Source organism: Paraburkholderia phymatum STM815 (genome assembly GCF_000020045.1).
GTDB lineage: Bacteria > Pseudomonadota > Gammaproteobacteria > Burkholderiales > Burkholderiaceae > Paraburkholderia > Paraburkholderia phymatum.
In genome coordinates this window covers 411,914-426,137 of the sequence record NC_010622.1, presented here as the reverse complement: position 1 = coordinate 426,137, position 14,224 = coordinate 411,914, and the positions used below count along the sequence as shown (strand labels likewise).

Sequence of the window (14,224 nt, the reverse complement as noted above, 5' to 3'; positions counted from 1 at the left end):
TCAATTTCCTTTAAAAACGGGAGGTTAGGACATCAGTATTTCGTCCCCACATGCAAGGCTACCACGCCAGCTGACAAATTGTAATATTTGACGGCGTCGAGGCCAGCTTGTTCCATCATCGTCTTCAAAGTTTCCTGGTCCGGATGCATCCGGATCGATTCCGCGAGGTAGCGATAGCTGTCCGCGTCCTTGGCAAAGCGGTCGCCCAGCCACGGGAGCACCTTGAAAGAATAGACGTCGTAGGCTTTTTTGAGTGGATCCCAGACCTTTGAGAATTCCAGCACGAGCAGACGCCCGGCCGGTTTGAGCACGCGGCGCATTTCGGCGAGCGCGGCATCCTTGTGCGTCATGTTGCGCAAGCCGAATGCCACCGTGACCACATCGAAGTAGTTGTCCGGAAACGGAATCTTTTCGGCATCGCAAAGCAGCGTCGGCGTGATGACACCCTTGTCGATCAAACGGTCGCGGCCCACGCGCAGCATCGATTCGTTGATGTCCGTATGCCAGACTTCCCCCGTCTCGCCCGCGCGCTTGGCGAACGCCTTCGACAGGTCGCCCGTGCCGCCCGCGATGTCGAGCACCTTGTATCCCGGCCGCACGTTGGCCTGCGCGATCGTGAACGCCTTCCACGCGCGGTGCAGCCCGCCCGACATCAGGTCGTTCATCAGGTCATAGTTGGAGGCGACCGAGTGGAATACGCCGGCCACTTTCTTCGCTTTTTCCTGTTCGTCGACTGTCTGATAGCCGAAGTGGGTTTGGGTCATCGCGCTTCGTCCTTTCGCATATTCTGAAAATTGTTGCGTCGCACCTGAGCGGCGCGCCGCCGAATCGTATCAGTGTCTATGGCCGTGCGCTGGACTGGATACGGGCATCGGCGCGTCCCGATCGACGCCCGCCGCCTGAAGCTTGTCGAGATATTCGGCCCAGAGTTCGTCCTGGCGGGTCGCGAGATCCCACAGGAGATCCCACGAGTAGATACCCGTGTTGTGGCCGTCGGAGAAAGTCGGCTGCAGCGCATAATTGCCGACGCCTTCCAGCGCCGTGATCGTCACCTCGCGTTTGCCCGTCTGCAGCGTTTCCTGACCGGGGCCATGACCCCGCACTTCCGCCGACGGCGAATAAACACGCATCAGTTCGAACGGCACGCGGTAACTGTTGCCGTTCGCGTACTGCAGTTCCAGCACGCGCGATACGGCATGAACGACGACGCCCGTAGGCACGGGCGTGTCGGGTGTCAATCCACTCATGATGACCTCTAGACGAGAGCGTGTTCGATTTCGCTGCGTACCGCTTCGCGCAGCAGCGTCGCCTGCGCGCGTCGCTGCGACAGCATCACCTCGGAGACCGTACGTTGGCGCGGCGCCCAGATGGGCAGCGGAAAATGCGCGTCGTTGGAAAAGCGCGGGATCACGTGCCAGTGCACGTGCGGCACCTGGTTGCCGAGACTTGCCAGATTCACCTTGACGGGTTGCAGGATGCGCCTGATCGCACGCTCGACCGCGTACACCACGCGCATCACGCGATCGCGCTCGCCGTCGCCCAGATCGGAGAACTCGGCCACGTGCCGGTTCCAGATCACCCGGCAAAAGCCCGGGTAGTCGTGTTCGTCGGCGAGGACGACACGCAGCGTCTCGTCCTGCCACAGCACGTCACCGCCGTCCTCACGGCAGAAGATACAGTCCATCGTCGTCCTCGAGCGGAGCCTTTATCGTGCCATTAGACCAGCACGCGCTCGATTCCGCCATTGTTCGCATGCTGAACGTAATCCGCCATCCAGTTCTCGCCCAGCACGTGACGCGCAATTTCGACGACGATGTAGTCCGCTTCGACGTTCGCGTCTTCGTTGTACCGCGACAGGCCCTGCAGGCAGGACGGGCAGCTGGTCAGGATCTTGACGTCGGTTGCACCGTTTGGTCCCTTGGCGCCGTTCGGTTGCGGGCCGTCGCCGGCCTTGAGCACCGAACCCGCTGGAGCGCCGGCTGCGCCCGCTGCCGCGTTTGCCATGTTGATAGCGTTTGCGCCTGCGTCGGCGACGACGGGAATCCCGCGCAGTTTCGCCGCACCCTTGCGGATTTCCTCTTCCTTACGGAAGCGGACCTGCGTCGATATGTCGGGACGCGTAACGGCCAGCGTGCCCGACTCGCCGCAGCAGCGGTCGTTTTTCTCGATTTTGTAGCCGTCGTTCTTCTCCGTGCCCATCAGTTCGTTGACGAGCTTGACCGGGTCGATCGTCTTGATCGGCGTGTGGCACGGGTCGTGGTACATGTAACGCGTGCCCGTCACGCCGTCGAGCTTGATACCCTTCTCCAGCAGGAATTCGTGGATGTCGATGATCCGGCAGCCCGGGAAGATCTTCTCGAATTCGTAGCCGGCCAGCTGGTCGTAACACGTGCCGCACGACACCACCACCGTCTTGATGTCGAGATAGTTCAGCGTATTCGCGACGCGGTGGAACAGCACACGGTTGTCGGTGACGATCTGCTCGGCCTTGTCGAACTGGCCCGAGCCGCGTTGCGGATAGCCGCAGCACAGATAGCCCGGCGGCAGCACCGTCTGCACGCCCGCTTCCCACAGCATCGCCTGCGTCGCAAGACCGACCTGCGAGAACAACCGCTCAGACCCGCAGCCGGGGAAGTAGAACACCGCTTCCGAATCGACGGTCGTCGTTTTCGGATTGCGGATGATCGGCACGATCTTGTTGTCCTCGATATCGAGCAGCGCACGCGCCGTCTTTTTCGGCAGGTTGCCCGGCATCTTCTTGTTGACGAAGTGGATCACCTGCTCGACGACGGGCGGTTTGCCCGTGGTTGCGGGCGGATGCGCCGTCTGCTTCCTGGCGAGCTTCTTCAGCACGTCGTTGCCGAGGCGCTGCGCCTTGTAGCCGACGCCCATCATCGCGGTGCGCGCGAGATTGATGGTCTGCGGATTCGTCGCGTTGAGGAAGAACATGCCCGCGGCGTTGCCCGCGTTGAACTTCTTCTTGCCCATCTTGCGCAACAGATTACGCATGTTCATCGTAACGTCGCCAAAGTCGATCTTCACCGGGCACGGTGTCACGCACTTGTGGCAGACCGTGCAGTGATCGGCGACATCGTTGAAGTCGTCCCAATGCTTGATCGACACGCCGCGGCGCGTCTGCTCTTCGTACAGGAACGCCTCGACCAGCAGCGACGTAGCGAGAATCTTGTTGCGCGGGCTGTAGAGCAGATTCGCGCGCGGCACATGCGTCGCGCAGACGGGCTTGCACTTGCCGCAGCGCAGGCAGTCCTTCACCGAATCGGCGATCGCGCCGATATCGGATTGCTGCATGATCAGCGATTCATAGCCCATCAGGCCGAACGACGGCGTGTAGGCATTGCGCAGGTCCGCGCCTTCGAGCAGCTTGCCCTTGTTGAAGCGGCCATGCGGGTCGACGCGCTGCTTATACGCGCGGAATTCGCCGATCTCGTCGTCCGTCAGGAACTCGAGCTTCGTGATGCCGATGCCGTGCTCGCCGGAAATCACGCCGTCCAGCGAACGCGCGAGCTTCATGATGCGCGCCACCGCGATATGCGCGTCCTGCAGCATCTCGTAGTTGTCGGAGTTGACGGGGATGTTCGTATGAACATTGCCGTCGCCTGCGTGCATGTGCAGCGCGACGAACACGCGGCCACGCAGCACCTGCTTGTGGATGGCCTGCGCTTCGTCGAGAATCGGCTTGAACTCGCCGCCATTGAAGATCTGACGCAGTTCCGCGCGTATCTCCTGCTTCCACGACACGCGCACCGTGCGATCCTGCACGATGTGGAACACGTTCGCGTCCGGCTGATCGTCGACGCGGTCCGCGAATTTTTCCGCGAGGCCCGCATAGCCGAGCTGCACCAGATAGTGCTGCGCTTCGCGCAACGACAGATCGAGCTTGTCGCGCAGAAATTCCCAGCGCTTCTTCACGTGAGCGAGCAGTTCCAGCGCCTGCTGAACGCGATCTTCCAGCAATTCGGCGCTAGGGATTTCATTCGCGTCGTCGCTCTTGCCGAGGGGCAGTTTGCCGCTCTTGAAGAATGCTTCGAGGGCGTCGATCAGTTGCAGCTTGTTCTTGATCGACAGTTCGATGTTGATGCGCTCGATGCCGTCCGTGTATTCGCCCATGCGGTTCAGGGGAATCACGACGTCTTCGTTGATCTTGAACGCGTTGGTGTGCCTGGCGATCGCGGCCGTGCGGCTGCGATCCAGCCAGAAGCGCTTGCGTGCCTCGGCGCTGACGGCCACGAAGCCTTCGCCGCTCTTGCCGTTGGCCATGCGGATCACTTCGGAGGTCGCCGTGGCGACCGCGTCCGCATCGTTACCGACGATGTCGCCAATCAGCACCATCTTCGGAAATGCATTGCGCTTGCTCTTCGTCGCGTAGCCGACGGCGCGCAGATAACGCTCGTCGAGGTGTTCGAGGCCCGCGAGAATCGCGCCGCCCTGCTTCGACGTTTCGAACAGATAGTCCTTGATTTCGACGATGCTCGGAATGGCTTCGCGCGCCTGGCCGAAGAATTCGAGGCAAACCGTGCGCGTGTGCGCGGGCATCTTGTGCAGCACCCAGCGCGCCGACGTGATCAGACCGTCGCAGCCTTCCTTCTGGATGCCCGGCAGGCCTGCAAGAAATTTATCCGTCACGTCCTTGCCGAGGCCTTCCTTGCGGAAGCGCCGGCCTTCGATGTCGAGCAGCTCCGTGCGCAGCAGCTTTTCGCCCGGCGCGTATTCACCGTCGAACCACTTCAGCTCGAAGCGCGCGACGGGGATGTCGTGAATCTTGCCGAGGTTGTGATCGAGGCGCGTGACTTCGAGCCAGTTCCCTTCCGGGTCGACCATGCGCCACCACGCGAGATTGTCGAGCGCCGTACCCCACAGCACAGCCTTCTTGCCGCCTGCGTTCATCGCGACGTTGCCGCCGATGCATGAAGCGTCCAGCGAGGTGGGATCGACGGCGAATACGTAGCCCGCCTGCTCGGCCGCTTCCGTCACGCGGCGCGTGACGACGCCCGCGCCGGAGAAAATGGTCGGGACCTTGTGCGCGACGCCGGGCAGCTCCGTCAGTTCGACGGCGCCGAGTTGTTCGAGCTTTTCCGTGTTGATGACGGCGGAGAACGGCGTGAGCGGCACCGCGCCGCCCGTGTAGCCCGTGCCGCCGCCACGCGGAATCACGGTCAGGCCGAGTTCGAAACACGCCTTGATGAGGCCGGCGATCTCGGCCTCTGTGTCCGGCGTCAGCACGACGAACGGATATTCGACACGCCAGTCGGTCGCGTCTGTCACATGCGAGACGCGCGCGATGCCGTCGAAGCGGATATTGTCCTTCTGCGTCTGGCGGCCCAGCACTTTGGTCGCACGGCGACGCAGGTCGGCCATCTTGTCGAACTCGCTGGCGAACGCATCGACGGCGCGGCGCGCCGCGGCGACCAGCGTTTCGACGCGTGCCGCTCGGTCGACGCCTGCGTCGTCGGTATGTTCGACGAGGTCGGCACGGCGGCGCTTTTCGATTTCCGCGAGACGGTGATTCAGCGCTTCGATCAGCAGCGCGCGGCGTTTCGGATTGTCGAGCAGGTCGTCCTGCAGGTAAGGATTGCGACGCACGACCCAGATATCGCCGAGCACTTCGTACAGCATGCGCGCCGAGCGGCCGGTGCGGCGTTCCGCACGCAATTCGTCGAGGGCAGCCCATGCTTCGTCGCCGAGCAGGCGGATGACGATTTCGCGGTCGGAGAACGACGTGTAGTTGTACGGGATTTCGCGCAGGCGCGGTTCGGCGTCGGCGGCAACGGTGGCGGCGGCGCCGTGCGGATCGAAAACTTGAGGTGCGTTCATGTTTGGACGACTCGGTAGGTCAGCGGCGCGCGCTCATCGCTGAGGCCGGCTGACAGTGCGCGCGGGGCGCAATGCTGGAAATCTTTCTAATGTGCGAAGCCGCAACCGGCAGGCCAGCGCCCGGGATCGCCGGGGAAATGGCTGGAACGTGGGTGGCCGGTCGCCTCGCGGCGCTCAGATATAGCTACGCGATCGTGCGTGCCGCACGTGCCGCTGCGCCGCGGGGCGAGCCTCACGCGGGACGGGCATCAAATGGGCGATCCGAGGCTGCCAATGCATCTTCCGATCTTCCGATCCTTGTTCCAAAACAGGATTCTACCGCAGGATGTCGACGCGCGTTCGCCGTCGAATGTCCGTGGGGCAAGCCTTTGCGAGTTGGCTTTTCGAAATTCGTCATCAAGATGGCCGCTGGCGACGTGGTTTTTTTGTCTGCGACACAGCTTTGCCGGCTTTGGCTTTCTGCTTTCGTGTTTCGCTGGCAGCCGCGTAGTGTCTCTGGTCTGCTGGCGTTGCCCCCTGTGCGGGTGCACCAGCAAACAGGAAGCGAAACAGGAAGCGAAACGCGGATGCCAGCGAAAACCAGAGAAATCCGAATCTCAAACCTGACGCCACGCCCAAACCACGTCCGCCAGGACACTTAAGCGCTATCATTACCCCTTCCCGTCAGTCAACAACCAGCAATCAACCGCGCCAGGCGCGCGCCCCGTATGGCTTCCCACGACTATCTGAAGAAAATCCTCAACGCCCGCGTCTACGACGTCGCGCGTGAGACCGAACTCGAATATGCGCGGAATCTGTCCGCACGGCTGCGCAACCCCATTTACCTGAAGCGCGAAGACAATCAGCCCGTCTTCTCGTTCAAGCTGCGCGGCGCGTACAACAAGATGGCGCATATTCCCGCCGACGCGCTCGCGCGCGGCGTGATCACGGCTTCGGCGGGTAACCATGCTCAGGGCGTCGCACTGTCGGCGGCACGTATGGGCGTGAAGGCAACCATCGTCGTCCCCGTGACGACGCCGCAGGTAAAAGTGGACGCCGTGCGCGCGCACGGCGGGCCGACCGTCGAGGTCGTGCAGGCAGGCGAGTCGTACAGCGATGCCTACGCACACGCCGTCAAGCTGCAGGAACAGCACGGCATGACCTTCGTCCATCCGTTCGACGATCCATACGTGATCGCCGGCCAGGGCACCGTCGCGATGGAAGTGCTGAGCCAGCATCAGGCGCCCATTCACGCGATCTTCGTGCCCATCGGCGGCGGCGGTCTCGCGGCCGGCATTGCGGCGTACGTGAAATCGGTGCGTCCTGAGATCAAGGTGATCGGCGTACAGACGGACGACTCGTGCGCGATGGCGCAATCGATCAAGGCCGGCAAGCGCGTCACGCTCAACGAAGTCGGCCTGTTTTCGGACGGCACAGCCGTCAAGCTCGTCGGCGAAGAGACATTCCGCCTGTGCCAGGCGTATCTCGACGAGGTGCTGACGGTCAACACCGACGCGCTGTGCGCCGCGATCAAGGACGTCTTCCAGGACACGCGCAGCGTGCTGGAGCCGGCCGGGTCGCTGGCCGTCGCGGGCGCAAAGCAATATGCCGAGCGCGAAGGCATCGAAAACCAGACGCTGATCGCGGTCACGTCGGGCGCAAACATGAACTTCGACCGCATGCGCTTCGTCGCCGAGCGCGCGGAAGTCGGTGAAGCGCGCGAGGCCGTGTTCGCCGTGACGATTCCCGAAGAACGCGGCAGCTTCAAACGCTTCTGCGAACTGGTCGGCACGCGCAGCGTCACCGAGTTCAACTACCGCATTGCAGATGCGAATTCCGCGCATATCTTTGTCGGCGTGCAGATCCGTAACCGCGGCGAGTCCGCGCAGATCGCCGGCACGTTCGAGGAGCACGGCTTTGCGACCGTCGATCTGACGGGCGACGAGCTGTCGAAGCAGCATATCCGCTACATGGTCGGCGGACGCTCGCCGCTCGCGCACGACGAGCGCCTGTTCCGCTTCGAGTTTCCGGAGCGGCCGGGCGCGCTGATGAAGTTCCTGTCGTCGATGGCGCCGAACTGGAACATCAGCCTTTTCCATTACCGCAACCAGGGCGCGGACTACAGCTCGATTCTCGTCGGCATTCAGGTGCCGTCGGCGGAAGATGCGGAATTCGCGCGCTTCCTCGCGACACTCGGCTATCCGTATTGGGAAGAGACGTCGAACCCGGTGTATCGCCTGTTCCTCGCATAAGCGTTGCGCATGGCTTTTTCGCTCAACGACAAGCTTGTAGTGGCGATCTCCTCGCGCGCGCTGTTCGATTTCGAGGAAGAAAACGGCGTGTACGAGGAAGGCGATCTGCATGCGTACGAAACGCTGCAGCGCGCACGGCTGAATGTGCCCGCGAAGCCCGGCGTCGCCTTTCCGCTGATTCGCAAGCTGCTGGCGCTGAATGCGGGCGCGCATCGCGTCGAAGTGGTGATTCTGTCGCGCAGCGATCCCATTAGCGGCCTGCGCGCATTCAGTTCGTGTCGCGAGCACGGGCTGGCGATCGAGCGCGGTGTGTTCACGCGCGGCCGTGCGCCGTTTGCGTATCTGAAGCCGTTGAACGCGTCGCTGTTTTTGTCCGCGAATCAGGACGACGTGCGCGATGCTTTGGCGGCCGGCTTCCCCGCCGCACGCGTGTTGCCGGAATCGGCGAAAATGGCAGGTAAGTATCCGGACGAAATCCGCATTGCGTTCGATGGCGACGCCGTGCTGTTTTCCGACGAAGCCGAGCGCGTGTTTCAGAAGGACGGGCTTGGGGCCTTTGTCGGCCACGAGACCGACAACAAGGATCTGCCCCTCGCCGACGGACCGCTGAAGCCTTTGCTCAAGGCGCTGCACCGTTTGCAGACGCTCGCCGACGAAGCCGCGCCGATGCACATTCGCACTGCGCTGGTGACGGCGCGTTCGGCGCCGGCGCATGAGCGGGCGATCCGCACACTGATGGCCTGGAACATCGAAATCGACGAGGCGATGTTTCTTGGCGGGCTGGACAAGGGCGCGTTTCTGCGCGAGTTCGAGCCGGACTTTTTCTTCGACGACCAAATTCGCCACTGTGAATCGGCCCGTGACGTGACAGCGATCGGGCATGTCGTGAGTGGCATCGTGAACGTATCATGACACCCGAACAATCCCCGCTGGGCAAGCCGTCCAGCTACACCGAACAATACGACGCGTCGCTGCTCTTTCCGATCGCGCGCAAGAACGCGCGCGACCAGATCGGCATCGGCGCAACGCTGCCGTTCTTCGGCACGGATATCTGGAACGCGTATGAACTGTCGTGGCTGAACGCGCGCGGCAAGCCGCAGATCGCCATCGCGACGTTTTATGTGCCTGCCGATTCGCCGAATATCGTCGAGTCGAAGTCGTTCAAGCTTTATCTCGGCTCATTTGCGCAGAGTTCGTTTGATTCGATCGACGTGGTACGCGACACCATCAAGCGCGATGTTTCTGCTGCGTGCGGGTCGTCAGTGTCGTTGCATCTTTATCCGCCGGCGGAGTTTTCCAAGCTCGGGTTGGAGGAGTTCGAAGGGACTTCGCTGGATCGTCTCGATCTCGACGCCGAGGTTTATCAGCCGGACGCTTCCATACTCAAGGCGGCGCTCGATGAGGCGCCTGTTGAGGAAACGTTGTTTTCCAATCTCTTGAAGTCGAATTGCCCGGTGACCGGCCAGCCCGATTGGGGTTCGGTGCAGATTCACTACGTCGGACCGCAGATCGATCACGCAGCGCTGCTGCGTTACATCATTTCTTATCGGAACCATACTGGGTTCCATGAGCAGTGTGTCGAGAAGATCTTTCTCGATGTGATGAAGGTTTGTCAGCCCGTCAAACTGGCGGTGTACGCGCGGTATACGCGGCGCGGCGGTCTTGATATCAATCCGTTTCGGACCAACTTTAATCTGCCTATGCCGGATAATTTGCGTACTGCCCGGCAGTAGCCGTTTGTCATTTTGTCTGCGACGGTAGTCGCCATTCTTGCCTTTCCGGCGCAGGCTACGCCTTCCGGTTATCGCTCTGCGCTTTCGCTGGCATCCGCGTTTTGCTTGTGGTTCGCCAACGAACCAGAAGCAAAACGCGGATGCCAGCCCATTGCAAAAAAAATCAAGCCGCAGGCTTCTTATACGCAACACAATCCACTTCGACTTTACAGTCGATGACCATCGACGACACAACGCACGCCCGCGCAGGCGGATTAGCCCCGAAGTACTCCTTGAACACCTTGTTGAAGGAAGCAAAATCACGCGGATCGTCGAGCCATACACCACACCGGACGACATGCTCCGGCCCATATCCGGCCTCGCTCAGAATCGCCATCACGTTCTGAATCGCCTTGTGCGACTGCTCGACGATTCCGCCGTTGATCACTTCGCCGTTTTCCATCGGCGTCTGTCCCGACACGAACAGCCAGCCATCCGCTTCGACCGCTCGCGCAAACGGCATGACCTGACCGCCCGTGCCCTTGCCACCTTCAACACCATAACGCTTCATCGTTCAACTCCTGTCATGTAAGCGCGTCCGCAATCGACGCGAACGCATCAAAATCAAATCAAAAAACGTCAGCCAGTTCGGCCCGAGACGCCGCCGTCGCCCCACGTGCGACAAACCTTCCCGCGCGCTCGCCCGTATGCACACCATCGCGATACGACAACACGCCATTCACCCACACGGCATCGATGCCATCGGCTGCCTGCTGCGGCTCCTCGAACGTCGCCGCATCGCGCACGCGCAACGGATCGAACAGCACCAGATCCGCGTGATAACCGATATGCACCTCGCCGCGCTCCTTCAAGCCGAAGCGTCGCGCCGACAGGCTCGTCATCTTGCGAATCGCTTCTTCCAGCGCGATCAGCTTCTGATCGCGCGCATAGTGACCCAGCACGCGCGGAAACGCGCCCCACAAGCGCGGATGCGGCAACGGATCATTCGGCAAGCCGTCCGAGCCGACCATCGTCGCGGGATGCGAGAGGATGCGCCGCACGTCGTCCTCGGACATGTTGTGATACACAGCGCCCGCCGGCTGTAGCCGCTTGCCCGCATCCTGCTGCGTCACGCCCCACTCCGCCGCGATCTCCTTCACCGTCTTCCCCGCCATCTCGGGATGAGGCGTCGACCAGGTGATCGTAATGTCGATGTCGCCCGTCACCTGCTTGAGGTCGAGCGTCGACGAACTGCGGTTGTACGGATAACAGTCGCACCCGACAGGATGGAACTGCCGCGCCCCTTCAAGCGATGCAAGCACCTCGACGCTGCGCCCCCAGTTCGACGGCCCCGCGCACTTGAGATGCGAAATGATCACAGGCACGCGCGCATGCTTGCCGATACGGTATGCCTCGTCCATCGCATCGAGAATCGCGTCGAACTCGGTGCGCATGTGCGTCGTGTACAACGCGCCCGACGCCGCGAGCGGCTCGGCAAGCGCCATCACTTCTTCCGTCGGCGCGGCGAATGCAGAGCCATAGGCAAGGCCGGAACTCAGGCCGAGCGCGCCGTTCGCGAGCGCTTCTTCGAGCTGCGCGCGCATGCCGTCGATTTCGCGCGCGGTCGCCGCGCGGTCCAGTCGGTTCATATGGTTGTTGCGCAGCGCTGTGTGCCCGATCAGCGCGCCCACGTTGACGGATGGCTTTGCTGCATTCACGGCAGCGACATACGCGGCGAAGGTCGGATACTGGAATGCGTCGCGCGGCCCCAGCAAATTCATCGGATCGGGTGGATCGCCATGCAGCGAAACAGGCGACGCGCTGATGCCGCAATTGCCGACAATCACCGTCGTCACGCCCTGCGTGATCTTCGGCAGCATTTCCGGCGAGCGGATCACGTGGGTGTCGTCGTGCGTGTGCACGTCGATGAAGCCGGGAGCGAGCGCGCGGCCGTTCGCCTCGATCACCTCTTCGGCCAGCCAGTTCGACAGATTGCCGATTGCGGCAATCCTCCCATTGCGCAACGCGACGTCGCGTTCGACGGGCGGCGCGCCCGTGCCATCGTACAACTGCGCGCCGACGATCAGCGTATCGGCGGCTTCAGGGTGCGAATGCATGGATCAGTCTCCTAGCGGTTGTCGGTCGCCGCCGCCGCGATGCGCGTCGAGCGCATGCTTCATGCGGCGCAGCAGTTCGCGGCTCTCGTCACCGAGACTCAACGCGAGTTCGGTGACCAGCACGTCGAGCGCCATCATCATCGCGTAGCGCGACGACGACGGCTTGTAAATGAAGTCGGTTTCAAACGCGACGATGGGAATCACCCAGTCGGCCAGCTTCGCGAGCGGCGATGCGGGCGCCGTCACCGTGATCAGCGTCGCGCCGTAACTGCGCGCGATCTTGCAGCTGTCCACCATTTCCGGCACGCGGCCCGTCGTCGACAACGCAATCACCACCGTGTCGCGCGAGACCGTTGACGCGACCATGCGCTGCAACAACGCGTCCTGGTAAGTCGCAACAGGCCGGCCCAGACGGACGAGGCGGAAGCGCATTTCGTCGGCGAGCGCGGTCGAGCCGCCGCCCATGCCGAACACGTAAATCATGCGCGCTTCGCGCAGCGCGGCTGCCGCCTGCTCAACGGGTGCCTGACACAGCAACTGATGATTGTGCGTGAGCGCCGTCTGCAACTCGTCGAAGACCCGCGTCGCCAATGGCTCGGGCGTGTCATCGTTTTGCGCGCTAGTCTGCAGGAAGCGCTGGCCGACGGCCGCCGCCTGCGCGAGCCGCAACTTCAGCTCGCGCACGTCGCGGCAACCGACGGCCTTCGCGAACCGCGTGACCGTCGCGACGCTCACTTCGGCTCTTTCGGCCAGTGCGCCGATGCTAGCGCGCGACGCGCCCGTCAGGTCGTCGAGAATCAGCGCCGCGACCTTGCGCTCGGCCGAGCGCAACCCGGGTGCGCATTCTGCAATGCGGGCGACGATGTCGAAGGCAACGGGTTCGGCAGAGGAATTCATGGCGCGCATGTGCCTCGCGCGGCCGCTAACATCGGTCGCGGCACGCGTGGTACTAAATAACATTTCATCAACCATCGTACTTTCGGTAACATACGAAAGTCAACTTCGATTCGATTTAACTGGCCGATGGAGCAGGATGACATGAAAGTTACAAACTATCAGGGAGCGACGATCGACCCTTATAGCAAGGGCTTGGGCAACGTACCCGGCACAAGCATCCAGTTGTCGGACGCGTCGCGCCTCGAATGGAATCTGCTCGACGAGGACGTAAGTCTGCCCGCTGCTGTTTTGTACGCGGACCGCATCGAGCACAACCTGAACTGGATGCAGAAGTTCGTCGCCGAGTACGGCGTGAAGCTCGCACCTCATGGCAAGACCACGATGGCGCCGCAATTGTTCCGCCGCCAGATCGAAACGGGTGCATGGGGCATCACGCTGGCGACCGCACATCAGGTGCGCGCCGCGTATCACGGCGGCGTATCGCGCGTGCTGATGGCGAATCAGCTGGTCGGTAAGCGCAACATGTTGATGATCGCCGAACTGCTGAGCGATCCGGACTTCGAATTCTTCTGCCTCGTTGACTCCGTGGAAGGAGTCGAGCAACTCGGCAAGTTCTTCGGCTCGGTGAAGAAACAGTTGCAGGTGCTGATCGAACTCGGCGTGCCGGGCGGCCGCACAGGTGTTCGCAATGACGCGCAGACGCAGGCCGTACTTGACGCAATCGCGCGTTTTCCCGACTCGCTGAAGCTCGCGGGCATCGAACTGTATGAAGGTGTATTGAAGGAAGAGCAGGAAGTGCGCGACTTCCTGCGCAGTGCCGTGAAGCTCACGCTCGAACTGTCGGACAAGGGCCGCTTCGCGCGTACGCCCGCCGTGCTGTCAGGCGCAGGGTCGGCGTGGTACGACGTCGTCGCGGAAGAATTCCAGAAGGCGTCGCGCAAGGACCGCATTGAAATCGTGCTGCGTCCGGGCTGCTATCTGACGCACGACGTCGGCATCTATCGGAAGGCGCAGACGGACATCTTCAAGCGCAATCCCGTTGCGAAGCGCATGGGCGAAGGCCTGTTGCCCGCGCTGCATTTGTGGGCCTATGTGCAGTCGATTCCCGAACCGGACCGCGCGATCATCGGTCTCGGCAAGCGCGATTCAGCGTTCGATGCCGGCTATCCCGAGCCCGCGAAGCACTATCGGCCCGGCGCCGAGAAGCCGCGCGATATCACCGCCGATGAAGGCTGGGAAATTTTTGGCATGATGGATCAGCATGCGTATCTGCGGATTCCCGTAGGCGCCGATCTCAAGGTCGGCGACATGATCGCGTTCGACATCTCACATCCGTGCCTGACGTTCGACAAATGGCGTCAGGTGCTGGTGGTCGACCCGTCGTACCGCGTCACGGAAGTGATCGAAACGTTCTTCTGATCGTTCTTCAATCGCC

11 protein-coding genes are annotated in these 14,224 nt (G+C 62.1%); 4 read left to right on the top strand and 7 right to left on the bottom strand.

The window, feature by feature from the left end:
* Positions 1–32: 32 nt before the first annotated feature.
* The 4 genes from ubiE to BPHY_RS01845 form a co-directional block, all read right to left on the bottom strand.
* Positions 33–764: a bifunctional demethylmenaquinone methyltransferase/2-methoxy-6-polyprenyl-1,4-benzoquinol methylase UbiE gene (ubiE, locus tag BPHY_RS01860; RefSeq protein WP_012399793.1), complete on the bottom strand. Its 732-nt coding sequence runs from the start codon at positions 762–764 to the stop codon at positions 33–35.
* Between the two features lie 69 nt (positions 765–833).
* Positions 834–1,247 (bottom strand): gamma-butyrobetaine hydroxylase-like domain-containing protein, encoded by a 414-nt coding sequence (locus BPHY_RS01855; protein ID WP_012399792.1) that lies wholly within the window; start codon positions 1,245–1,247, stop codon positions 834–836.
* Positions 1,248–1,255: 8 nt separating this feature from the next.
* Positions 1,256–1,684 carry an HIT family protein gene (locus tag BPHY_RS01850; RefSeq protein ID WP_012399791.1) on the bottom strand — a complete coding sequence of 143 codons (429 nt, stop codon included), beginning with the start codon at positions 1,682–1,684 and terminating at the stop codon, positions 1,256–1,258.
* Between the two features lie 32 nt (positions 1,685–1,716).
* Entirely contained in the window at positions 1,717–5,832 is a 4,116-nt protein-coding gene (locus BPHY_RS01845) for a DUF3683 domain-containing protein (RefSeq protein ID WP_012399790.1), read from the bottom strand.
* Positions 5,833–6,512: 680 nt separating this feature from the next.
* Between BPHY_RS01845 and ilvA the strand changes: the two genes are divergently transcribed.
* From ilvA to queF, 3 genes are read left to right on the top strand one after another with little or no spacing between them, the layout of a single operon-like run.
* Positions 6,513–8,063: a threonine ammonia-lyase, biosynthetic gene (gene ilvA / locus BPHY_RS01840; protein WP_407671205.1), complete on the top strand. Its 1,551-nt coding sequence runs from the start codon at positions 6,513–6,515 to the stop codon at positions 8,061–8,063.
* A 9-nt stretch (positions 8,064–8,072) separates the two neighbouring features.
* On the top strand, positions 8,073–8,975 hold the full coding sequence (locus BPHY_RS01835; RefSeq protein ID WP_012399788.1) for a 5'-nucleotidase: 903 nt from the start codon (positions 8,073–8,075) through the stop codon (positions 8,973–8,975).
* Positions 8,972–9,796, top strand: coding sequence for an NADPH-dependent 7-cyano-7-deazaguanine reductase QueF (gene queF, locus BPHY_RS01830; protein WP_012399787.1), 825 nt, complete (start codon positions 8,972–8,974; stop codon positions 9,794–9,796). Before BPHY_RS01835 ends, queF begins: the two co-directional genes overlap by 4 nt.
* Before the next feature lie 163 nt (positions 9,797–9,959).
* On the opposite strand, the gene BPHY_RS01825 is transcribed toward queF, so the two are convergent.
* Genes BPHY_RS01825 through BPHY_RS01815 form a run of 3 tightly spaced genes read right to left on the bottom strand, consistent with a single transcriptional unit; the run spans position 9,960 to position 12,789 of the window.
* Positions 9,960–10,346 carry a RidA family protein gene (locus BPHY_RS01825; RefSeq protein WP_012399786.1) on the bottom strand — a complete coding sequence of 129 codons (387 nt, stop codon included), beginning with the start codon at positions 10,344–10,346 and terminating at the stop codon, positions 9,960–9,962.
* 58 nt (positions 10,347–10,404) lie between these two features.
* Positions 10,405–11,892, bottom strand: a complete 1,488-nt coding sequence (locus tag BPHY_RS01820; protein ID WP_012399785.1) for an N-acyl-D-amino-acid deacylase family protein — start codon at positions 11,890–11,892, stop codon at positions 10,405–10,407.
* 3 nt (positions 11,893–11,895) lie between these two features.
* On the bottom strand, positions 11,896–12,789 hold the full coding sequence (locus tag BPHY_RS01815; protein WP_012399784.1) for a MurR/RpiR family transcriptional regulator: 894 nt from the start codon (positions 12,787–12,789) through the stop codon (positions 11,896–11,898).
* 141 nt (positions 12,790–12,930) lie between these two features.
* Between BPHY_RS01815 and BPHY_RS01810 the strand changes: the two genes are divergently transcribed.
* Positions 12,931–14,208 (top strand): amino acid deaminase, encoded by a 1,278-nt coding sequence (locus BPHY_RS01810; protein ID WP_012399783.1) that lies wholly within the window; start codon positions 12,931–12,933, stop codon positions 14,206–14,208.
* The last annotated feature ends 16 nt before the right edge of the window (positions 14,209–14,224 follow it).